At 63.6% G+C, this 25,253-nt stretch carries 18 protein-coding genes and 1 pseudogene; 13 read left to right on the top strand and 6 right to left on the bottom strand.

Going from position 1 to position 25,253, the window contains the following annotated elements:
* Positions 1-130: 130 nt before the first annotated feature.
* From CAG34_RS05210 to CAG34_RS05195, 4 genes and pseudogenes are all read left to right on the top strand, one after another.
* Positions 131-274 (top strand): annotated as a pseudogene (locus CAG34_RS05210) (type II toxin-antitoxin system RelE/ParE family toxin); the annotation flags it as partial.
* A 13-nt stretch (positions 275-287) separates the two neighbouring features.
* A complete protein-coding gene (locus CAG34_RS05205; RefSeq protein ID WP_003260206.1) occupies positions 288-572 on the top strand; it encodes a helix-turn-helix domain-containing protein in 285 nt (94 codons plus the stop codon).
* 307 nt (positions 573-879) lie between these two features.
* Positions 880-1,935 carry a tetratricopeptide repeat protein gene (locus tag CAG34_RS05200; protein WP_085588518.1) on the top strand — a complete coding sequence of 352 codons (1,056 nt, stop codon included), beginning with the start codon at positions 880-882 and terminating at the stop codon, positions 1,933-1,935.
* 80 nt (positions 1,936-2,015) lie between these two features.
* The gene (locus CAG34_RS05195) at positions 2,016-3,632 is read left to right on the top strand and encodes a response regulator (protein WP_085588516.1); all 1,617 of its coding nucleotides are present in this window, start codon (positions 2,016-2,018) and stop codon (positions 3,630-3,632) included.
* Between the two features lie 6 nt (positions 3,633-3,638).
* On the opposite strand, the gene CAG34_RS05190 is transcribed toward CAG34_RS05195, so the two are convergent.
* Positions 3,639-5,705 (bottom strand): ATP-binding protein, encoded by a 2,067-nt coding sequence (locus CAG34_RS05190; RefSeq protein ID WP_085588514.1) that lies wholly within the window; start codon positions 5,703-5,705, stop codon positions 3,639-3,641.
* 174 nt (positions 5,706-5,879) lie between these two features.
* Between CAG34_RS05190 and CAG34_RS05185 the strand changes: the two genes are divergently transcribed.
* Both CAG34_RS05185 and CAG34_RS05180 read left to right on the top strand, forming a co-directional pair.
* Positions 5,880-6,560: a type 1 glutamine amidotransferase domain-containing protein gene (locus CAG34_RS05185; RefSeq protein WP_085588512.1), complete on the top strand. Its 681-nt coding sequence runs from the start codon at positions 5,880-5,882 to the stop codon at positions 6,558-6,560.
* A gap of 133 nt (positions 6,561-6,693) precedes the next feature.
* Positions 6,694-7,479 carry a CSS-motif domain-containing protein gene (locus CAG34_RS05180; RefSeq protein ID WP_256573533.1) on the top strand — a complete coding sequence of 262 codons (786 nt, stop codon included), beginning with the start codon at positions 6,694-6,696 and terminating at the stop codon, positions 7,477-7,479.
* A gap of 39 nt (positions 7,480-7,518) precedes the next feature.
* Here CAG34_RS05180 and hppD read toward each other — a convergent pair whose 3' ends face one another.
* Entirely contained in the window at positions 7,519-8,595 is a 1,077-nt protein-coding gene (gene hppD / locus CAG34_RS05175) for a 4-hydroxyphenylpyruvate dioxygenase (RefSeq protein WP_025339331.1), read from the bottom strand.
* 299 nt (positions 8,596-8,894) lie between these two features.
* Between hppD and CAG34_RS05170 the strand changes: the two genes are divergently transcribed.
* A complete protein-coding gene (locus CAG34_RS05170; protein ID WP_085588510.1) occupies positions 8,895-10,481 on the top strand; it encodes an EAL domain-containing protein in 1,587 nt (528 codons plus the stop codon).
* A gap of 31 nt (positions 10,482-10,512) precedes the next feature.
* A complete protein-coding gene (gene rarD / locus CAG34_RS05165) occupies positions 10,513-11,400 on the top strand; it encodes an EamA family transporter RarD (RefSeq protein ID WP_025339333.1) in 888 nt (295 codons plus the stop codon).
* Here the strand turns inward: rarD and CAG34_RS05160 are convergent.
* Positions 11,363-12,934: a TerC family protein gene (locus CAG34_RS05160; RefSeq protein ID WP_085588508.1), complete on the bottom strand. Its 1,572-nt coding sequence runs from the start codon at positions 12,932-12,934 to the stop codon at positions 11,363-11,365. The genes rarD and CAG34_RS05160 overlap by 38 nt on opposite strands.
* 395 nt (positions 12,935-13,329) lie before the next feature.
* On the opposite strand from CAG34_RS05160, the gene CAG34_RS05150 reads away from it, so the two are divergent.
* Complete coding sequence (locus CAG34_RS05150; RefSeq protein ID WP_085588504.1) at positions 13,330-13,917, top strand: LysE family translocator; 588 nt, start codon at positions 13,330-13,332, stop codon at positions 13,915-13,917.
* Positions 13,918-14,208: 291 nt separating this feature from the next.
* On the opposite strand, the gene CAG34_RS05145 is transcribed toward CAG34_RS05150, so the two are convergent.
* Positions 14,209-14,991 carry an AraC family transcriptional regulator gene (locus CAG34_RS05145; RefSeq protein ID WP_085588502.1) on the bottom strand — a complete coding sequence of 261 codons (783 nt, stop codon included), beginning with the start codon at positions 14,989-14,991 and terminating at the stop codon, positions 14,209-14,211.
* 162 nt (positions 14,992-15,153) lie between these two features.
* Here CAG34_RS05145 and CAG34_RS05140 point away from each other — a divergent pair, with 162 nt between their 5' ends.
* The 4 genes from CAG34_RS05140 to CAG34_RS05125 all read left to right on the top strand — a co-directional run bounded on the left by CAG34_RS05140 (position 15,154) and on the right by CAG34_RS05125 (position 22,573).
* Entirely contained in the window at positions 15,154-18,981 is a 3,828-nt protein-coding gene (locus tag CAG34_RS05140; RefSeq protein WP_085588499.1) for a leucine-rich repeat domain-containing protein, read from the top strand.
* Between the two features lie 148 nt (positions 18,982-19,129).
* A complete protein-coding gene (locus tag CAG34_RS05135) occupies positions 19,130-20,749 on the top strand; it encodes an NADP-dependent glyceraldehyde-3-phosphate dehydrogenase (RefSeq protein WP_025339338.1) in 1,620 nt (539 codons plus the stop codon).
* A 111-nt stretch (positions 20,750-20,860) separates the two neighbouring features.
* Complete coding sequence (locus CAG34_RS05130; RefSeq protein WP_085588497.1) at positions 20,861-21,328, top strand: VOC family protein; 468 nt, start codon at positions 20,861-20,863, stop codon at positions 21,326-21,328.
* A gap of 63 nt (positions 21,329-21,391) precedes the next feature.
* Complete coding sequence (locus CAG34_RS05125) at positions 21,392-22,573, top strand: hypothetical protein (RefSeq protein ID WP_085588495.1); 1,182 nt, start codon at positions 21,392-21,394, stop codon at positions 22,571-22,573.
* Between the two features lie 432 nt (positions 22,574-23,005).
* Here CAG34_RS05125 and ilvA read toward each other — a convergent pair whose 3' ends face one another.
* Both ilvA and CAG34_RS05115 read right to left on the bottom strand, forming a co-directional pair.
* Positions 23,006-24,565, bottom strand: a complete 1,560-nt coding sequence (gene ilvA, locus CAG34_RS05120; protein ID WP_085588493.1) for a threonine ammonia-lyase, biosynthetic — start codon at positions 24,563-24,565, stop codon at positions 23,006-23,008.
* 181 nt (positions 24,566-24,746) lie between these two features.
* A complete protein-coding gene (locus tag CAG34_RS05115; RefSeq protein ID WP_025339342.1) occupies positions 24,747-25,178 on the bottom strand; it encodes a PACE efflux transporter in 432 nt (143 codons plus the stop codon).
* Positions 25,179-25,253 lie beyond the last annotated feature (75 nt).

The raw sequence follows: 25,253 nt of genomic DNA, 5'->3' as shown, positions 1-25,253 counted from the left end.
ATTTGTGTGCAGGCTCCTGGAATCTGTGCATTGCCATGTACGCCAGAAAGGTGCAGCGGCATGACCAAACACACGGCATGAGGCGCAAGCGCAGCTGGCGATTGGAGCGATGGCGAAGGGGTATGCGAAGTGTAAAGACGGTACTTTTCGCGTGTTCTATGTTGTGAACCGCCCGGAAGCTGTCTATGTCCTGCATGCATTCCGCAAGACAACTGAAAAGACGGATAAGCGCGATATTGATGTGGCGAAAGCCCGTTTCAAGTCGCTGGACTGAGAGGTGATCAACAATGGCGAATGAACGCTCGGCATCTGTATGGGACGCGTTGGCTGATACGCCAGAAGAGGCCGACAACCTTCGGCTGCGCTCGCAGTTGATGCGGATTTTGGTCAAGACGGTGCGTGCCTGGGATCTACCTCAGAAGGATGCGGCGCGTCGGCTACATGTCACTCAACCGCGCTTGAGTGAGCTGTTGAATGGGAAGATTGACAAGTTTTCCCTGGATGCCTTGGTAAATCTGCTGGCCAATGCCGATCTGGAAGTGGATTTCACGGTGAAGGAAAAGCTCGCCTGAATCGGTGGCTGGACCATGAGGGCCAGGCCTTGCCGTTTTCAACCCGCACCGAACTGAGGCGTCGTAAGACATTTCCGAACCTGAAACCAAGCGCTACCTTCGATATCGTGTCGTACAAACAAGGGGTCGCGCGCGCCAGGCACAGAAGAGACTGGCCCGAAACAGATGTGGGAGCTGGCTTGCCGGCGATGCGCCGCGCGGGCGGCGCTCGGTCTCACAGGCGCAGAAAATGTCGAGACAGGCACCTGGTTGCAATTACCCTCCGGCTAGCCCAAGCTCTGCCCTTCCTGCTGCCACGGATCGTCCGATGCCCAGACGCAACCGCTACCTGATCGCCCTGTTGCTGTTGATCCTGGTATCGGCCCTGTTCGGCTACCTGTGGCGCGACACTCCGCCAGCCCCGCCAACCCTGCCCGCGCACAGCTACGCCAAGGCCCTGCGCCAGGCCCATGAGGGCCAACCCGGCGCTGCACGGGTGCTGTACCAACAATTGCAGCGCACCGACCTGCCACCCATCCGCCGAGCGGCCTTGTATGCCGAACTACCCAACTACCCTTCGCCCCAGGCGTTGAAACTCGCCCGCCAGGACCTGGAACATGCCGACCCGCTGGTGCGCCGTGCAGCCATTGCCGGCATCCGCCGCCTGCTGCCGGCGGCGCAGCGCAGCCTGGTACTCGGCCCGCTGCTGGATGACGACGAGCAAAGCGTACGCTTTGCCGCGGTAGATGCCCTGCTCGGCCTTGCCCCGGATGACATCGGCCTGTATTTCGGCCCGCTGCAGGTCGCCTTGGAGCAATACCAGCAGGCTCTGGAGCAACAACCCGAAGACGCAGACGCCCAGGTCCACCTGGCGCGCCTGTATCTGCACGAAAACGACTACACCCTGGCCGCCACAGCCCTGCAACGAGCCCTGACGGTAGCGCCAGGCAACCTCGACGCACTGGCGACCCAGGTACGCCTGCTGGAACGCCAGGGCCATCACGACGCCTCGCGTCAGGTACTGGGCAAAGCCCTGGCGCTGAGCCCCGACTCGGCCTTTCTGCAGTACGAACTGGGGCTCTGGCTGAACCGCCACGAGCAGCGCGAATACGCCTTGCTGGCCTTGTCCCGCGCCGTCGAACTGGACCCGGACAACGCCGACTACCGCTATACACTGGCGGTCACCCTGCATGAACTGGAACAACTCGACGCCGCGCAAAAGCAACTGGAAACCGTGCTCAGCCGCCAGCCGGCCAATCGCCGGGCACGGGTGTTGCTGATCCAGTACTGGAAGGAAACCGGCCAGTTGCAGAACGTGCAGGTACTGCTGGCCGAACTGGAGCGGCAGAACCCGGACGACCCCGTGCTGCAACAGGGCCTGTAGGCAACGTCCGAAAATTTGTTGAACCCTGGGGCCGTGCCCAAGGTCCAGTGGATATCAGACCACCCTGCAGGAGAGTCGTTTTGGCCAGTTCGTTGGCGCTGGACGAACGTGCATTGATCCTGGCGCCCCCGCCAATAGCCGCGGATACTGCTCGCCTGCTCGCTTCTGCGGGCATCGACAGCCTGTGCGCGGTCGACCTGGCCAACCTGCAAGCCTGCCTGGCCGAAGGCGCGGGCCTGGCGATCATTGCCGAGCAAGTGTTCAAACAGGGCCCAAGCGCGTTGCTGCAGGCATTCATCGACCAGCAACCGTGCTGGTCGGACCTGCCCATCGTGCTGCTCGGTCAAGGGAGCCAAGCGGCCAAGGGCTCGACCAACCACCCGGTAGGCAACCTGTTCCTGCTGGTCGCACCGTTCGAAAACGCCCTGCTGCTGCACACGACCCAGTCCGCCCTGCGCAACCGGCGCCGGCAGTACCTGGCGCGCGACCAGCTGCAGGACCTGCAGCAACGCCTTGACGCCCAGGCCGCGCCTCCCGGCGAAGACCAGCAGCGCAGCGAGTTCGCCCGCCACCAGACGCGCAAGATGGAGGCCATCGGCCAACTGGCCGGGGGGGTCGCCCATGACTTCAACAACCTGCTCACCAGCATCGGCGGCAGCTTCGAGCTGATCGACCGGCGCTTGCGCCAGGGCCGCAGCGATGGCCTGGACAACGTGCTGCGCATGGGCCGCGAGGCGGTGTCACGCGCCGCCCGCCTGACCCACCGCCTGCTGGCTTTCTCTTCCCGGCAATCGCTGCACAGCCAGCAGGTCGACCTGCACGACCTGCTCCAGGCCAAGCGTCTGAAGGCTTGCCTGAGCCCGGCAGTGAACCTGCACGTGCAAATCGCCAAGGGCCTGTGGTCGGTCGAAGCCGATGACCAGCAGTTGCAGGAAGCCCTCGACAACGTGCTACTCAATGCCTGCGAAGCCATGCCCAGTGGCGGCCAGCTGCGCATCGAGGCAAGTAACCAGCACATCGGTGCCGGGCAATTCCCCGGCGGTGCCCTGTGCGCCGGCGACTATGTACGCCTGCGAATCGTCGATGACGGCCAGGGCATGGCGCAAAGCACGCTGGAGCATGCCTTCGAGCCGTTCTTCAGCACCAAGGCGATCGGCCAGGGCATCGGCCTGGGCCTGTCGATGGTGTACGGCTTCAGCAAGCAATCCCACGGCCATGTCACCCTGCACAGCCAGATCGGCCAAGGCACCCGGGTGGACCTGTACCTGCCGCGCCATGTCGACCAGGACCAGGCACCGGTCAAACCCGTGCAGCCCGTGCGAGGCTACCAGGGCCATCACGTGCTGGTGGTCGAGGACGACCCGCATGTACGCCAATTGCTATGCCAGGCCCTGCGCGAGGATGGCTTCGCCTGCCACAGTGCCGCCGACGCCAACGAGGGCCTGAAGGTTCTGCGTTCGACACAACCGGTGGATCTGCTGGTCAGCGATGTCGGCTTGCCCGGCATGAATGGCCGCCAGCTGGCCGAGATTGCACGCAACCTGCGCCCACGCTTGCCAGTACTGTTCATCACCGGCTATGCGGAAACGGCCATGGCCCGCGAGGGTTTCCTGGAGGCGGGCATGCACCTGATCTGCAAGCCCTTCGAGCTGAAGCAACTGCAGGCCCAGGTGACCCAGATACTGGGCAAGCCCTGAACCGCTTCACTCCTCCAGCATGCGTAGCGCCTCATCCACCAAGTCCGCCAGCGCGAACGGCTTGTTCATCAATGCCGTGCCCGGCTGCTCGAGCAACTGCGCTTCGATCGGCTGACCCGCATAGCCGGTGATGAACAGGATCTTCTGCAACGGCAGCTGCATGCGCATGGCCTTGGCCACCTGGCGGCCACTGAAACCACCCGGCAAGCCGATGTCGGTGATTACCAGGTCGAACGGGCCGTCATGGCGGAAGCGCTCCAGCGCACTATTGGCGTCGCCCACATCAATGACCTCGAAACCACGCTCGGTCAGGTACTCGCGCATCACCGCACGCAAACCGAGCTCGTCATCGACCAGCAACAGGCGCTGCCCCCCGGCCAGGCGCTGCGAGCGCTGCACCAGCGCGGGCGCCTCGGGTACCGGGTCATGGCACCTTGGGAAAAGCATGCAGACCTTGGTGCCCTGGTTCGGCTCCGACTCGATCCAGGCGTAGCCCCCCGACTGGCCGACAAACCCATACACCATCGACAAGCCAAGCCCTGAGCCACGCCCGATCGGCTTGGTGGTGAAGAACGGTTCAAAGGCCCTGGCAATGTCCACCGCCGGCATGCCGCGGCCATCATCCTCCACATGCAAGGCAACGTAGTCGCCTGACGGCAGGCCGCCCTCATCCGGGAAACACGCCGTCAGCCGCTGGTTGACACTGCGCAGCGTGACATTGCCGCGATCCAGGCACGCTTCGCGGGCGTTGGTGCATAGATTGATCAAGGCATTTTCAAGCTGGGAAACATCAAGGTTCACCGCCCACGGCGTGACATCCAGCTGCCAGTGCAAACGCATCTCGGCGCCCAGCGTGCTGCGCAGCAGTGGTTCGCTCAAGCGCAATTGCCGGTTGAAATCCAGCGGCCTGGGCGCCAAAGGTTGATGACGGGAAAACGCCAGCAAGCGATGGGTCAGCTCCATGGCACGCTGCACCGAATCACGCGCCACCTCGACATAGGTCTCCACGCGCTCCAGCCGTCCTTCCTGCAGGCGCCGTTGCAGCAACTCCAGGCTGCCGCCGATGCCGGACAACAAGTTGTTCAGTTCATGGCCCATGCCCCCGGCCAACTGGCCAACCACTTCCAGGCGTTCGTTGTTGCGCATCAGGGCTTCGGATTGACGCGCGGCCTCTTCATGCTCCTCGGTGATGTCCCGCCCAACGGCAGTCAGCAGGCTGCCATCGAACCGCGCACTCCAGCGAAAACAGTGGTAATGGCCATCGCAGTGACGCAGGCGCGTCTCTATCTGCTCGGCATTGCGGTATTGCAGGCACCCGGAAACGGCCACCTCAACCTCGGCGCGATCGGCCGGATGTACCAGGTCCAATACCGGAACACCCTGTACCTGCTCCTCGGCCCAGCCCAGAATGCGGTACCAGGCGGGGTTGGCGGCATGCACCTTCAGCTCGGGCGTAACCGTCATCATTGCATCACGCGACAACTGCCAGAACTGCTCGCGCTCCACCAGGTGTCGCTCGACCTGCTGCTCGAAGCTTTGCGCCTGCTCGCGCCAGTGGCGGTGCGCCTCGACGCTGGCCGTGGTCTCGATCACCGCGTGCAGAAAACCTGCCACGTTGCCCAGTTCATCGCGCAACGGTGTGTAGCCGAACGCATACCACAACGGCTCCCCGCCTTCGCCGCAGCCAATACGCAGTGGTGGGTCCTCGACAAAACTCGAGTGCCCCTCAAGCGCCTTGAATACCCACGGCCCCATCGCCGGCCATACATCGCTCCAAAGCGCATCGAAGGCCATGCCCAATGCATCCGGGGCAACCGGCCGCAACGCCCGGTAGCCAGCATTGTGGACAACGTTGAGGTCCGGCCCCCAGACCACGGCACACGGGAACGGTGACAAGTGCATCATGTCGACGGCAATGCGCAACGAGGCCGGCCAGCGCGGCAGCGGCCCGAGCGATGTGCGCCCCCAGTCGAACAGTGCAATCCGTTCGCCCATGGGGTCGATCGGTGGCAGCACAGGCGCCTGCAGAATGACCGGCGACGCAGGCTCGCGCGGCGTACCGTTTTCGACCACTATCGTGACTCCAGCATGGTTCAGGAAAAGTACGGGCGCCCCGTGAATGTGGTTCACGGTAGCACAACACACGCCACGCAATATGGCGTACTTGCACCTGGGAGCTATGCTCATTAGGTTTTCCCTCGGGCCAGGGAGCAACGGCCCATTCAGGTTGCCGACGGGAGCGTGGTCATGAGCAAGAAAATGCTGGTGGTGCTGACCAATACAGCCAAGTATCCGACCCTCAAACGGGCGACCGGGTTGTGGCTGGGGGAAGCCGTGCACTTTGTCGAAAAAGTCGAGAAAGCCGGTTATACGGTCGATTATGTCAGCCCGCTGGGCGGCTACGTACCCGTCGACCCGCATAGCCTGCAAATGGCCCCCGACCTGGACTGGCAGTGGTATGACGACAAGCGCTTCATGGCCCGCCTGGGCAACACTTTGAGCCCTGGCCAGGTGAAGGGCGATGAGTACCGCGTCATCTATTACACCGGCGGGCACGGGGTGATGTATGACTTTCCCGACAACCAGCCGCTGCAAGACCTGGCACGCCGGGTCTACGAGAACAAGGGCATAGTCGCAGCGGTCTGCCATGGTGTTGTCGGGCTGCTGAACATCAAGCTCAGCGATAACAGCCTGTTGCTCAAGGACCGTCAGGTGACCGGCTTCTCCAATACCGAGGAGAAACTGGTCGAACTGGACAAGGTGGTCCCCTTCCTGACGGAAAACGAACTGGGCGCGCGCGGCGGCAACTACAGCAAGCATGATGACCCGTGGCAACCGTTCGTCGTGTCCGATGATCGTCTGATCACCGGGCAGAACCCGGCCTCCACGGCACTACTGGCCGAAAAAGTGCTCGCCAGGCTGAAGTAAAGCCGACAACGAGGTTCTGCTTTTCTGTAAAACTGCAACACTTTTGGCCTACAGCCGGAGGCGTCATCAAGCACATAGGATCAGCGCTGACCTGTTCAACCCGAACAGCAAGGTTCTACGGAGCGGCGGTCCTATGGCAGCAATACCGAGTCTCGGCATCAACTGGCGGAAACTACTGCTGATATTGTCCATCGGCGCAATACCGGTGCTATCCGGGTTACTGATGATGGACTATCAGTTGCAAAGAAAACTTGAAGAGAATGCCAAGGTTTCTGTTCAGGAGGCGATTTTCAGCATCGACCAGGCACTGGGCCGCATGGAAGGCGATCTGGACCTGATCCTGCCATTGGCAGGCAAGCCCTGTGACGAAGCGCTCGGTACGCTGGAGCAGAGAGTCGCCAACAGCCCGCACCTTCGCTCATTGATACTCACCCGCGACCAACAAGCCTATTGTGCGACGGACATGGACCCTTTGGCGTATAACTCGGCATTTGCCCTGTCCGGACGGCAGACGGAGCTGGCATTCGACGCGCCATCGTCGCCTAACGCGGCGATCATCAAGATCCAGAGACCGCACAGCGACCCCGGGATAATCGCAACCGCATACGGTCGACAGTTGCGTGACGAACTGCGTGCTTTCCAGGACGGCCTGACATTGCTTCTGGAATTCAACGACCTGTATATCTGGAGCGAGGGAGACAGCCGCGACGCACGACGCCCCTCCCAGGCCGAATTCACCGAGCGAACGGTATCCCAGAAATATGGCTACATGGTGATCGGCGGCTACCCAAAAGGGTACGCCGCCCAGGAGTTTCGCCTATCCCTTCACCAGGTGCTGCCCTCGCTGGTACTGGTCGGGGTCGCCAGCATGTTCATCATGTACCTGGGCCTGACCATTTCGGGCAAGAAGAAGGGTTGATACCGCCGCCATCGAATCGTGACGGCGGTACTCTCGGGATCAGTCGGTGCTCAACACACCACGGCGTACCTGGTCGCGCTCGATCGATTCGAACAGGGCCTTGAAGTTGCCCTCGCCAAAGCCGTCGTCACCCTTGCGCTGGATGAACTCGAAGAACACCGGGCCGAGCAAGGTCTCGGAGAAGATCTGCAGCAGCAGGCGCTTGTCGTCAGGTTGGGAGGCGCCATCGAGGAGGATGCCGCGTGCTTTCAACTGGTCTACCGGCTCGCCGTGACCTGGCAGGCGCTCTTCGAGCATCTCGTAGTAGGTTTGCGGCGGTGCAGTCATGAAACGCATGCCGAAGCCCTTGAGGGCGTCCCAGGTCTTGAGCAGGTCATCGGTCAGGAAGGCGACGTGCTGGATGCCTTCGCCGTTGAACTGCATCAGGAACTCTTCGATCTGCCCGGAGCCCTTGGACGATTCTTCGTTCAGCGGGATACGGATCATGCCATCCGGTGCGGTCATGGCACGCGAAGTCAGGCCGGTGTACTCACCCTTGATGTCGAAGTAGCGGATTTCGCGGAAGTTGAACAGCTTCTCGTAGAAGCCGGCCCAGTACGACATGCGCCCGCGATAAACGTTGTGGGTGAGGTGGTCGATGATCTTCAGGCCGGCACCCACCGGGTTGCGGTCCACACCCTCGATGAACTTGAAGTCGATATCGTAGATCGAGCTGCCTTCCTCGAAACGGTCGATCAGGTACAGCGGCGCACCGCCGATACCCTTGATCGCCGGCAGGCGCAGCTCCATCGGCCCGGTTTCGATTTCCACCGGCTGGGCGCCCAGTTCCAGGGCGCGGGCATAGGCCTCGTGGGCGTTGCGCACGCGGAACGCCATGCCGCATACCGACGGGCCGTGTTCGGCGGCGAAGTACGAGGCGATGCTCTTGGGTTCGTTGTTCAGGATCAGGTTGATGTCACCCTGACGATACAGGTGCACATCCTTGGAACGGTGGGTAGCCACCTTGGTGAAGCCCAGCATCTGGAATACCGGCTCGAGTACGCCAGGGGTCGGCGAAGCCAGTTCAATGAATTCAAAGCCCATCAGGCCCATTGGATTGTCGAAGATATCAGCCATGTTCGTGTCCTCATCTGCAGCGAAAAATTATTGATTGCGTGGGATGTGGCACGGAAACGGCGGTGAGCACGGGATACCCCGCACGCTGCGGGCGAGGAAGTCACCTATTATCAGCTTGAACCCATGGTATGTCATATGGACCCATTCTCGGCGGGCTTGATCCTTCGGTATCGAAGGACCTTATTGTTGTATTCGTAAATCGATTCTACATTGCGTAAAATGGTTTGTCGCGCTTTAGTTGCTCACGGCTTCCGACAAGCGGCTATCCTCTCGTAATCCTTCCTACAGATCAGGTCAGCATGCCCCTTACCGTCAAACGCCGCGCCGGCTTCGGCTGGCGCACCCTGTTGCCCTGGGTCGTCGGCGTGCTGCCGGTGGCGTGCGGCCTGGCCGTGATGAACTGGCAGATCGAGCGCGAAATGCAGGCCAGCAGCCAGGCCACCGCCCGCCAGGTGGTGGAACACGTCGAGCGCATTCTCGACAACCTGTCCAGCGCTGCCAATGCCCTGCTGCCACTTGTCGACAGCCCGTGCGACGAGGCCCAGCTCATGCTGCGCGCCCAGGTCACGCGCAAAGCCTTCGTGCGCTCGACCAACCTGTTCCGGCACAACGCCCTTTATTGCACCTCGCTGTTCGGCGCATTCGACGAGCCGGTCAACCCCGGCGACTACATCGACGGCAAACTGTGGCTGATGGATGGCAACTCGGTCACCCCGGGCCACCCGCTGCTGGTGTATCGGGCCAGCGACGGCGACCGCGGCGCGATCAGTACGGTGGATGGCGAACACCTGCTGACGGCGCTGCGCCTGATCGGCCCCGATGAAGAGCTGCAGATCCGCGTGGGCGATGCCTGGCTGGGCAAGGATGGCATCGTGCACAAGGGCGTGCCCCCTGCCGCGGCCAGCGCGAATGTGCAACTGGGCTCGACCCGTTACCCGTTCAGCGTGCATGGCGGCTACGGCGCCGACAAGCAGGGCCAGCTGTGGCGCAGCCACTACCCCGCCCTGTTCGGCTTGCTGCTGGTACTGGGCGCGGTGGCCGCCCTGGTGTGCCGCTGGCAGGTTCGCCGCGCCACCTCGCCCCGTGCCGAACTGCGTCGGGCCCTGGAGGCCGACGAGTTCCTGCCGTACTTCCAGCCGGTGGTGCGCAAGGGCGATTACCGCTGGGCCGGCGCCGAAGTGCTGATGCGCTGGAACCACCCGCGCGAAGGCCTGGTACGGCCCGACCTGTTCATCCCCTACGCCGAACACAGCGGGCAGATCGTCGCCATGACCCGTGCGCTGATGATGCACACCGCGCAGAACCTGGCACCCTATGCCGGGCTGCTGGAGGACGGTTTCCATATCGGCATCAACATCACTGCCGACCACTGCCGCGACTTCAGCCTGCTGGACGACTGCCGCACCTTCCTCCAGCACTTCCCGCCAGGCCGGGTGGTGCTGACCCTGGAGCTGACCGAGCGCAAGCTGATCGAGGCCACGCCGGTGGCTCTGGAACTGTTCGAAAAGCTCGACGCCATGGGTGTGAAGATTGCCCTGGACGACTTCGGCACCGGCCAGTCAAGCCTCAACTACCTGCGCCAGTTCAAGGTCGACTACCTGAAGATCGACCAGAGCTTCGTCGCCATGATCGGTGCCGACGCGCTGTCGGTGCACATCCTCGAGACCATCATCGAGCTGTCGGCCAAGCTGGGCCTGGGCATCGTTGCCGAGGGCGTGGAAACCGAAGCCCAGCGCGACTACCTGGCCCGTCACGAGGTGGACTTCCAGCAGGGCTACCTATTCGCCAGGCCCATGCCGGCTGCCCAATTCCTCGAGGCGCTGGCGGCACGCCCGGCTGCGTCGCGGTTGCCGCAAGCCGCGCCCCCTGAGATCATGCGCGGCTGATCCACCCGCTAATTCCCTATTCGAGGCATTCGTGTCAAAAGGCATTCTTTCGTCGGTCATGGCGTCCTGTCTGTTCGCCGTGATGTACTTCTATACCTCTCTGCTCACGCCGCTCGATGGCGAAGAGATCTTTGGCTGGCGCACCCTGTTGACGCTGCCCTGCCTGACCCTGTTCATGCTTGTCTCGAAAGACTGGAAACGGGTGGGTGAACTGCTTGCCCGGGTAAAACGCACGCCGCTGCTGTTACTGGGCATGGTCGCCACATCGTGGCTGATGGGCGTGCAGCTGTGGCTGTTCCTCTGGGCACCCCTGCACGGGCGCAGCCTGGAAGTGTCGATGGGCTACTTCCTGCTGCCGCTGGCCATGGTCCTGACCGGGCGGCTGGTGTATGGCGAGCGCCTGTCACGCCTGCAGAAGGTGGCCGTGGCCTGCGCCGCGCTGGGCGTGGGCCACGAGCTGTACCAGCATGGCAGTTTCGCCTGGGAAACCCTGGTGGTGACGATCGGTTACCCGATCTACTTCGTGTTGCGCAAGCGCTGCCGCACCGAACACCTGGGCGGCCTGTGGTGCGACATGTGCCTGCTGTTGCCCTGGGCGTTGTACTTCGTGATCCAGGGCCCGCTTTCCCCTGCCGATCTGCAGGCACACCCTGGGCTGTATGCGTTGATCCCGATCCTCGGGGCGATCAGCGCCTCGGCCCTGATCGCCTACGTGCTGGCCAGCCGCCTGCTGCCGTTCAGCCTGTTCGGCCTGCTCAGCTACGTCGAACCGGTGCTGCTGGTGGGTGTGGCGCTGCTGCTGGGCGAAACCATCGGCCCGGATCAGTGGCTGACCTACCTGCCGATCTGGGCCGCGGTGCTGGTGCTGGTGATCGAGGGCTTCAAGCACCTGCTGCGTCAACGTCGCCGCTCGGTGTAAGCCGAACCTGGCGCACCCGCCGCTCCTCGACCGCCTCCACGGTCAGCGTCCAGCCATTCCAGGCCAGGCGGTCACCCACCATGGGCAGGCGGTCGAGCAGGCTCATCACCAGGCCCGCGAGGGTCTGGTAGTCCTCGGTGGCGCGGGCGCTGAAGCCGGTACGCGCCTGCACCTGGCTCAGGTTCAACGCACCGCTGACCACAAAGCCTTCACCTTCCTGGACGATGCCCGGGCCTTCGACCTCGCTGGCATCCGGCAGCTCGCCGGCAATCGACTCGAGGATATCGGTCATGGTCAGCAGGCCGGTGAAGTCACCGAACTCGTTGACGACGAAGGCGATGTGCGTCGACTGGCCTCGCATCTGCTCCAGGGCGTTGAGGATGCTGAAGCTTTCCAGCAGGTTCAGCGGTACCCGGGCCATGCCTTCCAGATCGGGCTGGCTGCCCGACAGCAACTCCTTGAGCAGCTCCTTCTTGTGCACGAAGCCCAGCGGCTCGTCCACGCGGCCATCGCGGATCAATGGCAGGCGCGAGTACGGCGAATTGGCCAGGGCCTGGGCAATCGCGTCGGCCGGCTGCGCCAGGTCGATCACATCGACCTCGGCGCGGGCGGTCATCACCGTGCGGATCGGCCGCTCGGCCAGGTTCAGCACGCCACTGATCATCACCCGTTCACGGCGGTCGAACAGCACCTGCTCCTCACCGCCTTCGACCAGGTCGGCGATTTCCTCGCCCACCTCGTCAGCCTCGACCCGACGGCCACCCAGCAGGCGCAGCACGGCATGCGCGGTGCGCTCACGCAGTGGCCGGTGCTGCTGCAGGCTGCGCTTGCGGCGGGCACGGGCCAGCTGGTTGAACAGCTCGATCAGGATCGAGAAGCCGATGGCCGCGTACAAGTAGCCTTTCGGGATATGGAAGCCCAGGCCTTCGGCGGTAAGGCTGAAGCCGATCATCATCAGGAAGCCCAGGCACAGCATGATCACCGTAGGGTGGGCGTTGACGAAGCGGGTCAGCGGCTTGCTGGCAACGATCATGATGCCGATCGAGAAGATCACCGCGATCATCATCACCGACAAATGCTCGACCATGCCCACCGCGGTAATCACCGCGTCCAGCGAGAACACCGCATCGAGCACCACGATCTGCGCAACGATCGGCCAGAACGCAGCATGGCGCATTGCGCCACTGGCCTGGGTCACATGGCCTTCCAGGCGCTCGTGCAGTTCCATGGTGGCCTTGAACAGCAGGAACACGCCACCGAACAGCATGATCAGGTCACGGCCGGAGAAGCTCTTGTCGAACACCTCGAACAACGGCGCGGTCAGCGTGACCATCCACGAGATACTGGCCAACAGGCCCAGACGCATGATCAACGCCAGGCTCAGGCCAATGACCCGCGCGCGGTCGCGCTGATGCGGCGGCAGCTTGTCGGCGAGGATGGCGATGAACACCAGGTTGTCGATACCCAGCACCAGCTCGAGGACGATAAGCGTCAACAGGCCCAGCCAGGCCGTGGGGTCGGCTAGCCATTCCATTAGCGGGTACTCACGAGGGCAGCGTCACGAGGACGGGAGAAGAAAGGCCTTGAAGGCCGGGGACTGGGGGGCTCCGCGAAGGTGCTCATATGGACCTTGATAGCAAATTGGGAAAACGATCCTACTAGCACAGCAGCTTTCCAGAATAGCGCAAAACTATTACAAAACCTGTAACAACCTTGTAGGAGCGGCCTTGTGTCGCGATCGGGCCGCACAGCGGCCCCAGCTGTTGAGGCAGTGCTGCTGAAACCCGGGGGCCGCTGTGCGGCCCGATCGCGACACAAGGCCGCTCCTACACAAAAATGCGCTGGCCGGGCGTGGGGTACTTTTCTTCAATACCGCAGGCTGTCGATGCCCGAGCATGGAAGCCACCCTCAACCAAACGGATCCCCCTCATGAGCCTGTCCCTGTCCATGGCCGCTTTCGCACTGGCGGCCTCGATCTCCCCCGGCCCGGTCAACATCGTTGCGCTGGGCAGCGGTGCCCGTCATGGCCTGCGTGCCAGCCTGGCGCATGTGGCTGGCGCCACGCTGGGCTTCTGCCTGTTGCTGGTGCTGGTCGGGCTGGGCCTGCATCAGTTGTTGCTGCGCTGGCCTTTGCTGGGCCTGCTGTTGCACTGGGGGGGCGTGGCGTTCCTGCTGTACATGGCATGGAAGCTGGCCAGCGACCATGGGCAGCTGGGCAATGCCCATCCCGCCCAAGCCCCCTCGGCCTGGCACGGCGCGGCGATGCAATGGCTCAACCCCAAGGCATGGCTGGCAGCGGTGGCCGGGGTTGGCGCCTACACCGGCGGCGAGCAGCAGTTGCTGTGGCTGTTTGCCTGGATCTACGGGCCGATCTGTTTCATTTCGGTGGCCAGCTGGGCGTGGGCCGGGAGCGTGGTTCGCCAGTACCTGGGCAACCCACGGCACATGCGCCTGCTGAATCGGGGCTTGGCGGCGCTGCTAGTGGGCAGCGCGGTTTATCTGGTCATTCAAGGCTAGCTGCACCAGCCCTATCGCTGCCCTCAAGACCTGCGCAGTACCTGTGGGAACAACTGTCTTGCTTAAATTCTAAAAGTTGGCGCAATCCCCTGTGGGAGCGGCCTTGTGTCGCGAAAGGGCTGCAAAGCAGCCCCAGCAATTTCAACTACTGCGCATCAATCCTGGGGCCGCGTTGCGGCCCTTTCGCGACACAAGGCCGCTCCCACAGGTACAGCGACAACCTCGAGAGCAACGCAGTACCTGTAGGAGCTGGCTTGCCGGCGATAGGGCCATCACAGCCAAAATGGCAATTCAGCCGAATGCATTGCGGTAATGCCCCGGCGTCGCTGCCAAGTGCTGCTTGAAGGCCCGCTGCAGGTGCGCCTGGTCGGCAAACCCGGCCTCCTGCGCAACTTCGGCGATTGCCCGGCCCTGGCGCAGTTGCGCCCTGGCCAGCTGCACGCGCTGGTCGAGCAGGTAGCCATGCGGCGTCAGGCCGAAGCGTTGGCGGAACGCGCGAATCAGGTAGGAACGCGACAGGCCGCAGGCCGCGCAAATGTCGTCCAGGCTCAGCGGGTCGCCCCGATGGGCGCGTATGAACGCTGCCGCCGCGTCCAGTCGCGGGTTGCCCTCGTCGTTCACGCTGGCATTACCGCCAAGCATGCCCGGCAGTGCGCCAAACAGTGCCGCCAGGCGGCCTTCGCGGTCCGGCACGCTGGCATCGAACAGGTCGGCAAAGGCCTGCAGCAGGCACCGGTACAATACCGGCGAGCTACTCCAGGCCTGGGACGGCAAGGCAAACCCCAGCGCCTGCAACCAGGGCATGTCGACGAACAACATCAGGTAGGACCATGGCTCCCCGGCGATGGGGTTGCAGGCGTGCACCACGCCTGGGTTCATCAATACCGTGGCACCAGCCGCCACCTCGATGCACTGGTCACCGTACAGGTAGGTGCTGCGCCCACCCGTGATCACCCCGATGGAAAAGCTTTCGTGGGAATGCGCGGCGTAGCACACCTGGCGCCCGTCCCCTACCCGCCGGGCTTCGACGAAGGGCAACGCCGGGTCGCGCCAGAACCGTGATACTTCGATCATCCCTCACCCCGCTCGCCGCTGCCATGCGCCTGGATACTACACGCTTGTCACGGAATCAGCAGGCAACCGCAGGCCATATATCCAACCCGCGTTATCCCATTACCACTTGGCCATCGATAAATACCGTTTGATGCCCCCTCTTTGCATGAAAGGAGCATCGACATGCCAGCCATCAACCCTCATCAACCCTTGCTCGAGGCGCAGCTGCCGCACTGGGCACGCCAGGTAACGCCCAATCAATGGGCCGCGTTGAAGCGAACCCAGATCGCCCCGTGGAAGGCGCAGGACTGGTTCGCCAATGCTGCCCCCGACCTGCGTGACACAGTGCATGCCAGCCAGGCGCGCCTGATGCAGGCGCAAGCAGCCTTGGCCAGCTCGCTCAAAGGCCTGAAACAGATCACTGAATTCGCCGAGCCATTGCTGCAACGGCGTCTTGCCGAACAAGGCTTTCACGCGCCGCTGCGCAATAGCCAACTGCTGCGGGTCGAGCGCAACTGGCACTGGGCCGCCCTGCGCTATCTTTACCGCCATCGCCGCGACAACCTGCTACAGGCCGCCCTGCAGAACTTCGCCAGCGACGAGGTGTTCACCGCCGAAAGTGCCATTGCCCTGGGCGACAACATTCAGGTCACGCCGATTCTGGTACAAGGCTCCGTCCCCTTCGGCATGCAATCACCCGTCGCGCACTTTCCATTGCAGTCGGAGCACTATCAGGTGGAACGGCTGCCATTTGAGCCGGCCGCTTTCGCCACACAGTGCCGTGACCTGGACCTGGGTGAGGCTTACCAGGCCCACCTGGAACAACACCTTGCCCAGCCCGCTACCCGAGCCTTGGCCATCAGGGTTCAGAAAGACCGCCTGCGCCTGGCGGCCGACCTTGCCTATCTGCGGCACCTGCTTGACGGCAGCACGCGCGATCAGGTCGAACAGCTGTTGCAGGGTGGTGCCGTGAGGTGCTGGCAACTGGCGCTGTTCGGCACGCCCCTGCACGAGGTCATGCTGATCGATGCCGGCAGTGCGGGGCTGGCGCTGTACCTGCCCGGCCATGACCCGGCCCTGCGTCAATGCAGCAACCTGGACGCGGTACACGACACGCTGGCGACCTTGCTGCTGGAGCCCGACGCCCGCCAAGCCTTCACGGCGTACATCAGGCAGGACCAACGCACGCACTTTCTCGACCTGTTGCAGCAGAACCTCGACGCCACGGGCAACACGGCCTTTGACCGCCCTTGGCAGCGCGCAGTGCAAGCGGACCTGCGCCCCACACGCGTGGCCATCACGGCCGAGCCTTTCGGCCACTACCAGGACCTGCACCTGGCCCGCCTCAAGCACGAAGCCAGCCTGCTGGCGGTCCCGACAGCAATGGCCGATGCCAACGCGCGAACCAGGCGCCTGGAGGAATGGGAAAGCCTTGGCCTGGATGCACTCGGTATTGCCGCGTTCTTCGTTCCGGGTGCAGGCACCCTGATGCTGGCCGTGACTGCCTGCCAACTGCTCGGCGAGGCATTCGAGGGCTACCAGGCCTGGCATGAAGGCGACCGCCACCTGGCGCTGCGCCACCTGGAGGCGGTCGGCCTGAACCTGGCCCTGATCGGAGGGTTCGTGGCAGCGGGCAAGGTCGTGCCCAAGCTGTTCAACAGCCCGTTGATGGAAAGCCTGCAGCAAGTACGCGGCGACGACGGGCGCTACCGGCTCTGGAATGAAGACCTCACCCCCTACCGCAGTGCCGTGACACTGCCCGAAACCCTGCAGCCCAATGCACTTGGCCAGTACCTGTATCAGGGCCGGTATTTCATCCGCATGGACGGCCAGCTCTTCGAACAACGCTTCGATCACGACCTGCAGCAATGGCGGGTCATTCACCCCGACACGCCCGACGCCTGGCAGCCACCGCTGACGCACAATGCCCAAGGTGCCTGGCGCGGCCAGCATGAACAGCCCGGCCAGTGGCCATTCGCGAAGCTGGCGCGCCGCCTCGGCCCTGCATATGCCGTTTTCACGCCAGAGCAGCTGACGCAAGCCGGCCGCCTCTGCGGCATCGACGCCGCGCAGTTGCGCCGGGTGCACCTGGAGGGCCGAGCAACGCCCCCGCTGTTGCTCGATGCCCTGCAACGCATGGCGGCACAGGCCGAGGTAGAGGCGTTGGCCGACAGGGCCCCACCGGGCCTGTTCGAGCGCCTCTACAACGGCAGCGCGCCCACCACCCCGTCAACGCAGAAACTGCTCGCTGCCTATCCGCGGCTTTCCCCTGCCCTGGCCACGCGTTTGCTGACACCGCTGGGCGAGGCTGAATCGCTCGCCTGGCAACAGCAGGGTCAGCTACACATTCAGGTTCGCCAGGCACTGGAACAGGTGCACAGCGAGCTGCCCCTGGTTCGCGCCCTGGAGGGCGTGCTTCAGCCAGCCCGGGCCAGCAGCGACAGCGAACGCCTGCTGTTCAGCGCCCTGGATGCCATGCCCGACTGGCCTGCGGACCTGCGCATGGAGCTGCATGGCGCAAGCCCCCAAGGCCCTTTGCTGGAGCATGTCGGCAGCGACCAGGCCAGCACCCTGCGCCGTGTGATCAAAACGACCGAAGGCTATGAGGTCGACCGGGGCGAGCGCCCTGTACCTGGACCGTGTGATCCGGACCTCTGCCGTGCCATAGAGCAGGCACTGCCACGCTCGCATCGCGATACGCTGGGTATCCCGACGGCCGATGGCAGCTCGCTACGCCAGCGCGTACTGGGTTGGGTCGACCTGCACAGACAGACACTGGCCCAACGCCTCTGGGGTCACCGCGCGCTGCTGCGCAAGCCCATGGGCGGCTTGCGCGGCGGTCGGCCGCTTGACCCCGAACCGCCTCAGCCGCGCCTGGCAGGCTCGCTGGCCGGGGCCTATCGGCGCTTGTTCCCCGACGCCACCGACTGGGAATTCGAAAACTGGCTCGGCAACGACGAGGACAACCCGTACGTCGATGACATTCGCTCACCCACACAGCGGCTGCACGACCTGCAGCAGCGTCTGGATACTTTGCGCCGCGACCTGCATGAATGGGCCCGGCCCGATCCGCAGCGCCCTCACCAGCGGCACCTGGCCATCCGCCCCATCCTCAACGCCTGGCGGCGGCTGTCGACCGTAGCGCTTGAAGGGGGTGGCAGCCTGCACAGCCTGGACCTGTCCGGCCTGGAGCTGGACAGCCAGGACTTGGCCAGCCTGGCCTTGCCAGACGACTTCACCCATGTGCAGCACCTGTCACTCAGCTACAACCGTTCGCTCAGCCAGTTGCCGGCCGAGTTCTACGAGCGCTTCCCCAACCTTAATCGCCTGCTGCTGGCCGACTGCCGGTTCGACACCGTGCCCCGCCTGGGTAACCCTGAGCACCTCGCCTGGCTGGATATGGAAGGCAACCGCATTACCTGGAGTAGCCAGGCTCAGCAGGCACTGAACCGCTGCTCCGGGCTTGTAGTACTGGACCTTTCGGGCAACCCACTGCTGCAGGCCCCGGACCTGCGCGGCCTGGCCTTTTTGAGGACCCTGTTCCTGAACGACTGTGCGCTCAGCGAATTGCCGCAAGGCCTGGACCAGATGATCGAGCCCATCATCGTGGATATTGCCGACAACCAGCTGCTGCGGCTGCCAGACGGTTTCACCGTGCCAAGGCCAGTCGCAGAGGCGCTGCGCCTGGAAAGCGAATGGCTGGGCGCCCCCGTGGTTGCACAGATCGAGGCTTACAACGCTGCGCATCAGGTGGACCTGATGGTATGCGCAAGCGACTATCACGAATTCTTCGAACAGACCGGCCCGGCAGAACTGGCCCTGTGGCAGCGCTTGCCGCTGCAGTATCGGCGCGACCTCAGGCCCTTGCTTGAGCTTGAACCGTTTTTGTCCCACCCAAGGCAAGCCCGTGCAGAGTTCTGGCGGCGTCTGGCCCTGATCGAGGCAGACCCCGCCCTGCGTCAGCAATGGTTGACGCACCCACCGTACGACCTGTTCAACCTCCCGCTTTGACCTCCACCGGGTGCCTGCCTGCACAACAGGCAGGCATTTGCGGCCAGGTTAAGCCAGACTGGTGTTTTTCCTGTGGCCGGTGCATGCTCCTAGCTGAAGCGATTCACCCCGGCTTGAAACCCGCCCAGCAATGTGAGGTGCAGTACCCATGGACCGTCTGCTCGATTCACTCTTCCCCAGCGCCGAGAACATCCCGGAAACCTGGCGCCTGGAAGCCCCCCTGGAACAACGCGACTATCTGGTGAACGGCGAGCTCAGGCGCTGGGACGGCCCCCTGGCCACGGTGCGCAGCCCGGTCTGGCTCAAGGAAGGCAACGATGAGCATCAGGTGGTGCTGGGCAGCGCCCCACTGCTCGATGCCGACACCGCGCTCACCGCCCTCGATGCCGCCGTGCAGGCCTACGACAAAGGCCGTGGCGCCTGGCCGAACATGCGCGTGGCCGAGCGCATCCAGCACGTCGAGACCTTCCTGGCACGCATGCGTGAACAGCGCCAGGCCGTGGTCAAGCTGCTGATGTGGGAGATCGGCAAGAACCTCAAGGATTCGGAAAAGGAATTCGACCGCACCTGCGACTACATCGTCGACACCATCAACGCCCTCAAGGACCTCGACCGCCGTTCCAGCCGCTTCGAGCTGGAACAGGGCACGCTAGGCCAGATCCGCCGTGCACCACTGGGCGTGGCCCTGTGCATGGGGCCATACAACTACCCGCTGAACGAAACCTTCACCACGCTGATCCCGGCGCTGATCATGGGCAACACCGTGGTGTTCAAGCCGGCCAAGTTCGGCGTGCTGCTGATTCGGCCGTTGCTAGAAGCCTTCCGTGACAGCTTCCCGCCAGGGGTGATCAACGTCATCTACGGCCGTGGCCGGGAAACGGTGAGCGCGCTGATGGCCAGCGGCAAGGTCGATGTGTTCGCCTTCATCGGCACGCACAAGGCCGCCAGCGACCTGAAGAAGCTGCACCCGCGCCCGCACCGGCTGCGCGCCGCGCTGGGGCTGGATGCCAAGAACCCGGGCATCGTGCTGCCCCAGGTGGACCTCGACAACGCCGTCGAAGAAGCAGTCACCGGTGCGCTGTCGTTCAATGGCCAACGCTGCACAGCACTGAAGATCCTGTTCGTCCACGAGGACGTGGTCGATGCCTTCCTCGACAAGTTCCAGCGCAAGCTGGCCGCGCTCAAGCCCGGCATGCCTTGGGAGCCAGGCGTTGCGCTGACGCCGCTGCCCGAGCCCGGCAAGGTCGACTACCTCGACGGCCTGGTCGCCGATGCCACCGCCAAGGGCGCACGCGTGCTCAACGAAGGTGGTGGGCACAGCCGTGGCTCGTTCTTCTACCCGGCCGTGCTGTACCCGGTGAAGAGCGACATGCGCGTGTACCACGAGGAGCAGTTCGGCCCGCTGGTGCCGGTAGTGCCCTACCGCGACCTGCAGACGGTGATCGACTATGTGCTGGACTCCGACTACGGCCAGCAACTGAGCCTGTTCGGCAATGACCCGGCGACCATCGGCAGCCTGGTCGACATCTTCGCCAACCAGGTCGGGCGCATCAACATCAACGCGCAATGCCAGCGCGGCCCCGACACCTACCCGTTCAACGGCCGCAAGAACAGCGCCGAAGGCACCCTGTCGGTACATGACGCCCTGCGTGTGTTCTCGATCCGCACCTTGGTCGCAACGCGCTTCCAGGAGGCCAACAAGGAACTGATCAGCGAGATCATTCGCAACCGGCAGTCGAGTTTCCTGACCACCGACTACATCTTCTGACCGCCGCGCTTATAGAGAATCGGTCTATCACCCCTGTCGATTTTCCATCCGCGCAAACGACTCTAAGCAACAGGGGCGCCAACCGGCGCCCACTTCCAAGGAGAGTCGAACATGGCAGCCAAACCCATTCCCGAAGGCCAGCACAGCATCACGCCCTACCTGGCCATCAATGAGGCCGCCAAGGCCATCGAGTTCTACAAGAAGGCCTTTGGCGCAGTGGAAATGTTCCGCCTCGATGCCCCTGGCGGCCGCGTTGGCCATGCCGAGCTGAAAATCGGTGATTCGTCGCTGATGCTGGGCGACCCCTGCGACATGGAAGGCGGCCTCACCGCCAGCCAGAAGCTCAGCGGCACAGGCGTGGGCCTGCACCTGTATGTCGAAGACTGCGACAAGGTCTATGCCCAGGCCCTGGCCGCCGGCGGCACCCAGTTGCATCCCTTGACCGACCAGTTCTACGGTGACCGCAGCGGCACCCTGAAAGACCCGTTCGGCAACATCTGGTTCGTTTCCACCCACAAGGAGGACCTGACCCCCGACGAAATTCGCGCCCGCGCGGCGAAGATGTTCGGTGGCAACTGAGCGGTAAGTTGAAAGCGGCGCGACTTTGCTTGAAGCTTGGGGCTCGTAGCTGGGAGCTGCTTCATGCGAATCATCGACAAAACCGCCGCACAGGTCCGTAGCCTGACCCCTGCAGAAGAGGAGCTGCTGGTCGGCTTTGCCACCGGCAGCCTCGCCGGCCCGCGCCTGCTGCAGGCCAACCAGTTGCTGATGAAGGTGCGCAACGCCAACCAGTGGCTGGCCTGCGACTGCCGCAACGATGCCTTGCCGGTACTCAATGTCACCCTCAACGGCAGCACCGGTACGCTGTTTCTCAAGAACAACCCGGGTACCGCCGAACACGCGCCCGGCTGCCCGTTCACCAAGGACGAGCGGGAAGCGGCCGAACGCGAGAACGACCCCGCGCCACCCGCTGCCTGGCTGCCGCCCGACACACCGTTGCGCCTGATCGGCGATTTTCGCAGCGGCACCGCCGGTGCCGGCGGCGACGGCAGCGAGCGGCGCGACCAACAGCGCCTGCTGTCACTGCTGCTGACCTGGATCGAGACCAGCGGCCTGAACCTGTATGCCACGCACCTGAAAAAGGACCTTACCGGGCAGTTTGCCGAGTTGCGCAGCGTTGCCAGCCGCTATCCGCTGCTGGAACGGGTGCCCGCCAGCAACTACCTGGAAACCCGCCTGGACATGAAACACATGATGATGCTCAAGTCCCGCCTGCGCGAAGCCACGGTGTTCGGCAACCACCGCCGCCACGGCCTGCTGCTGGACTGCGTGGACCAGATCAAAGGGCGCAAGCTGTTCAACAACCGCAGTGAAGACGGCTTCGACTTCCAGGGCCACCACCTGTACTGGGGCGGCAACCGCACCGCCGGGCCGTTGCTGGCCTTGGCGCTGTACTCGCCGACCAGTGCCGGCAGCCATTTCTACGAGCTGATCCATGTTGCCAGCGTACCGGTGCTGTCCCGCGCCCACCTGTTCCCGGTGTATCGCGACGAAGAACGCGAGCCGCTCAAGGCCCTGGTATCGCTGGTCGACTGGATGGCCGGCAAAGGTGTGAAAGTACAGATGCGCCGCCCGGTGATCGGCGGCCAGGTGATGGATGAACTGGTAATGACTTCGGACCAGGACCGGGTGTTGTCGGTATCGTTGCTGGAGCAGCCAATCGGCCCCGAACCGGATACCGAGAACTTCAAGCGCTACGCCGACTTCAAGAGCCTGGAAACCTTCCGCAAATTCGTTGCCGGCTTCTTCATGCGTGAGCGCTGAGCCCATCTCCCGGCACACACAAAACCTTGTAGGTGCGGCCTTGTGTCGCGATGGGCTGCAAAGCAGCCCCGGCAATTCATGCACTAGTGCAGAAACCCAGGGGCCGCTTCGCGGCCCTATCGCGACACAAGGCCGCTCCTACAGGTCCAGGGCATGCCTTGAGGGCGATGCTGGCCATGTGGAAGCAACTGTCTTGCTCAAATTCTAAAAGTTGGCGCGATCCCCTGTGGGAGCGGCCTTGTGTCGCGAAAGGGCTGCAAAGCAGCCCCAGCAATTTCAACTATCGCGCATCAATCCTGGGGCCGCGTTGCGGCCCTATCGCGACACAAGGCCGCTCCCACAGGTACAGCGACAACCTCGAGATCAACGCTGCCCCCGTGGGAGCAGGCTTGCCGGCGATGAGGCCCGTACAGGCTGCATGAGGTCTGTGTATCAACCCAGGAACAGCTTGTATGCCGGGTTGTCGGTCTCATCCCAGTACCTGTACCCCATCTCATCCAGCGCCAACGGCAACCCCGCCAACTCATCCCCCGGTACTTCCAGCGCCGCAAATACCCGTGCCTCCGCCGCACCATGGTTGCGGTAATGGAACAGACTGATGTTCCAGCGCTTGCCAAGCCGCTCCAGAAAGCCCAGCAAGGCCCCCGGGCGCTCGGGGAATTCGAAGCGCAGCACCCGCTCGTCAGCGCCGGGCGCGGCATGGCCGCCAACGGTATGGCGCACATGCAGCTTGGCCAGTTCGTTGTCGGTCAGGTCCAGTACGCTGTAGCCCTGCTCGCGCAGGCTGGCCAGCAACTGGTCGCGCGGGTCGTGCAGCGGGTGTGTCTGCACACCCACGAACAGCCGCGCCTCCTTGCCGGGGTAATAGCGGTAGTTGAACTCGGTGATCTGCCGCTTGCCCAGTGCCTGGCAAAAGGCGCGGAAGCTGCCCGGCTGTTCCGGAATGGTGACAGCGATGATCGCCTCGCGCTGCTCGCCCAGTTCGGCACGCTCGGCCACATGGCGCAGGCGGTCGAAATTGACGTTGGCCCCGGAATCGATCGCCACCAGGGTCTGCCCCTGCACGCCCTCGCGCGCCACGTACTTCTTGATCCCGGCCACGGCCAGGGCCCCGGACGGTTCGGTGATCGAGCGGGTATCGTCATAGATGTCCTTGATCGCCGCGCACAGCTCGTCGCTGCTCACCGTCACCACTTCGTCAACGAAGTGCCGGCACAGCTCGAAGCAATGGGCGCCGATCTGCGCCACCGCCACACCATCGGCGAAGGTGCCGACCTGCGGCAGGATCACCCGCTCACCAGCGGCCATGGCAGCCTGCAGGCAGTTGGAGTCCTCCGGCTCGACGCCGATCACCTTCACATCAGGGCGCAGGTACTTCACATAGGCGGCGATGCCAGCAATCAGCCCACCGCCACCCACCGGCACGAAGATGGCGTCCAGCGCCCCCGGGCGCTGGCGCAGGATCTCCATGGCCACAGTGCCCTGCCCGGCGATCACATCCAGGTCGTCGAACGGTGGCACGAAGGTGGCACCTTCGCTGTCGGCCAGTTTCAGCGCATGGGCCAAGGCATGGGGGAAGCTCTCGCCGTGCAGCACTACATGGCCACCGCGCGAACGTACCCCTTCCACCTTCAGCGACGGCGTGGTGGTAGGCATGACGATGGTGGCCTTCATGCCCAGGTGCGATGCCGCCATGGCCACACCTTGGGCATGGTTGCCCGCGGAGGCGGTGATCACGCCGCGCTCGCGCTGCACGGTACTCAGGCGTGACAGGCGGGTGTACGCACCGCGGATCTTGAACGAGAAAGTAGGCTGCAGGTCTTCCCGCTTGAGCAACACCTGGTTGCCCAGGCTGGCAGACAACGCAGGCGCAGCTTGCAAGGGCGTTTCGATGGCCAGGTCGTACACCGGGGCGGCAAGAATGCGCCGCACCTGCTCCGACAGCAGTTGCTGGGGGGTGAAGGTAGAACGAGGGCTGACGAAGCTGGTCATCGATGACTCCTTGGCTGTGTTCACGTTGCCCAGGAGTCAGAGAGAAGAAACCCGCCTCCAGGGCGGGTTCGGTGCACGTACGCGCTAGCCCGCCAAGCTGATAATGGCGGTAATAATAATGGCGTTGACGTGCTGGAAAGTATTCATGGGGTAGGAACTTAGCCGGTAGTGCGGCACAAAGTCAACACTTCGCCTGCTGCGCCGAAAGCGGCACATCGAACACCTTGTCGAAGCCCCACTGGAAGACAAACGCGTAAGCGAAGAAGAACACGAACAACGCCAGGTTGGTCAGCAATGCCGCCCACAGGCTGACATCCAGCCAGTACGCCACCAGCGGCAGCAGGATCAGCACCAGCCCGCCCTCGAAGCCCAGCGCATGCAGCAGGCGCCGCAGGAAAGTGCGCTCACGCCGGTGCTGGCGCGCTTCCCAGCGTTCGAACACCCAGTTGTAGGCCATGTTCCAGCTCATCGCGATGCCCGACATCAGCACCGACAGCACGGTCGACTGCGCCATGCCGGCACCGAACGCCAGCTCCAACGCGGGCGCCACGCAGGCGACGGCGATGGCCTCGTAAAGGATGGCCTGGACGATCTTGCGTGCCTTGCCTTGCATGTTCAGCTCCCTGGGTAAACGACCTGTAAAGCTACAAGAAGTGGCCCACAAGAAAAAGCCTAAAATTTGGACAAC

The organism is Pseudomonas sp. B14(2017) (genome assembly GCF_002113255.1).
In the GTDB taxonomy this organism is placed as follows: Bacteria; Pseudomonadota; Gammaproteobacteria; order Pseudomonadales; family Pseudomonadaceae; genus Aquipseudomonas; species Aquipseudomonas putida_Z.
This window is presented reverse-complemented; position numbering and strand designations above follow the sequence as displayed.

Excerpts from the sequence above, each read along its gene's own strand:
- CAG34_RS05205 (WP_003260206.1), top strand. The coding sequence starts at position 288 with ATGGCGAATGAACGCTCGGCATCTGTATGGGACGCGTTGGCTGATACG.
- CAG34_RS05200 (WP_085588518.1), top strand. The coding sequence starts at position 880 with ATGCCCAGACGCAACCGCTACCTGATCGCCCTGTTGCTGTTGATCCTG.
- CAG34_RS05185 (WP_085588512.1), top strand. The coding sequence starts at position 5,880 with ATGAGCAAGAAAATGCTGGTGGTGCTGACCAATACAGCCAAGTATCCG.
- CAG34_RS05180 (WP_256573533.1), top strand. The coding sequence starts at position 6,694 with ATGGCAGCAATACCGAGTCTCGGCATCAACTGGCGGAAACTACTGCTG.
- hppD (WP_025339331.1), bottom strand. The coding sequence starts at position 8,595 with ATGGCTGATATCTTCGACAATCCAATGGGCCTGATGGGCTTTGAATTC.
- CAG34_RS05170 (WP_085588510.1), top strand. The coding sequence starts at position 8,895 with ATGCCCCTTACCGTCAAACGCCGCGCCGGCTTCGGCTGGCGCACCCTG.
- CAG34_RS05160 (WP_085588508.1), bottom strand. The coding sequence starts at position 12,934 with ATGGAATGGCTAGCCGACCCCACGGCCTGGCTGGGCCTGTTGACGCTT.
- CAG34_RS05150 (WP_085588504.1), top strand. The coding sequence starts at position 13,330 with ATGAGCCTGTCCCTGTCCATGGCCGCTTTCGCACTGGCGGCCTCGATC.
- CAG34_RS05145 (WP_085588502.1), bottom strand. The coding sequence starts at position 14,991 with ATGATCGAAGTATCACGGTTCTGGCGCGACCCGGCGTTGCCCTTCGTC.
- CAG34_RS05140 (WP_085588499.1), top strand. The coding sequence starts at position 15,154 with ATGCCAGCCATCAACCCTCATCAACCCTTGCTCGAGGCGCAGCTGCCG.
- CAG34_RS05135 (WP_025339338.1), top strand. The coding sequence starts at position 19,130 with ATGGACCGTCTGCTCGATTCACTCTTCCCCAGCGCCGAGAACATCCCG.
- CAG34_RS05130 (WP_085588497.1), top strand. The coding sequence starts at position 20,861 with ATGGCAGCCAAACCCATTCCCGAAGGCCAGCACAGCATCACGCCCTAC.
- CAG34_RS05125 (WP_085588495.1), top strand. The coding sequence starts at position 21,392 with ATGCGAATCATCGACAAAACCGCCGCACAGGTCCGTAGCCTGACCCCT.
- ilvA (WP_085588493.1), bottom strand. The coding sequence starts at position 24,565 with ATGACCAGCTTCGTCAGCCCTCGTTCTACCTTCACCCCCCAGCAACTG.
- CAG34_RS05115 (WP_025339342.1), bottom strand. The coding sequence starts at position 25,178 with ATGCAAGGCAAGGCACGCAAGATCGTCCAGGCCATCCTTTACGAGGCC.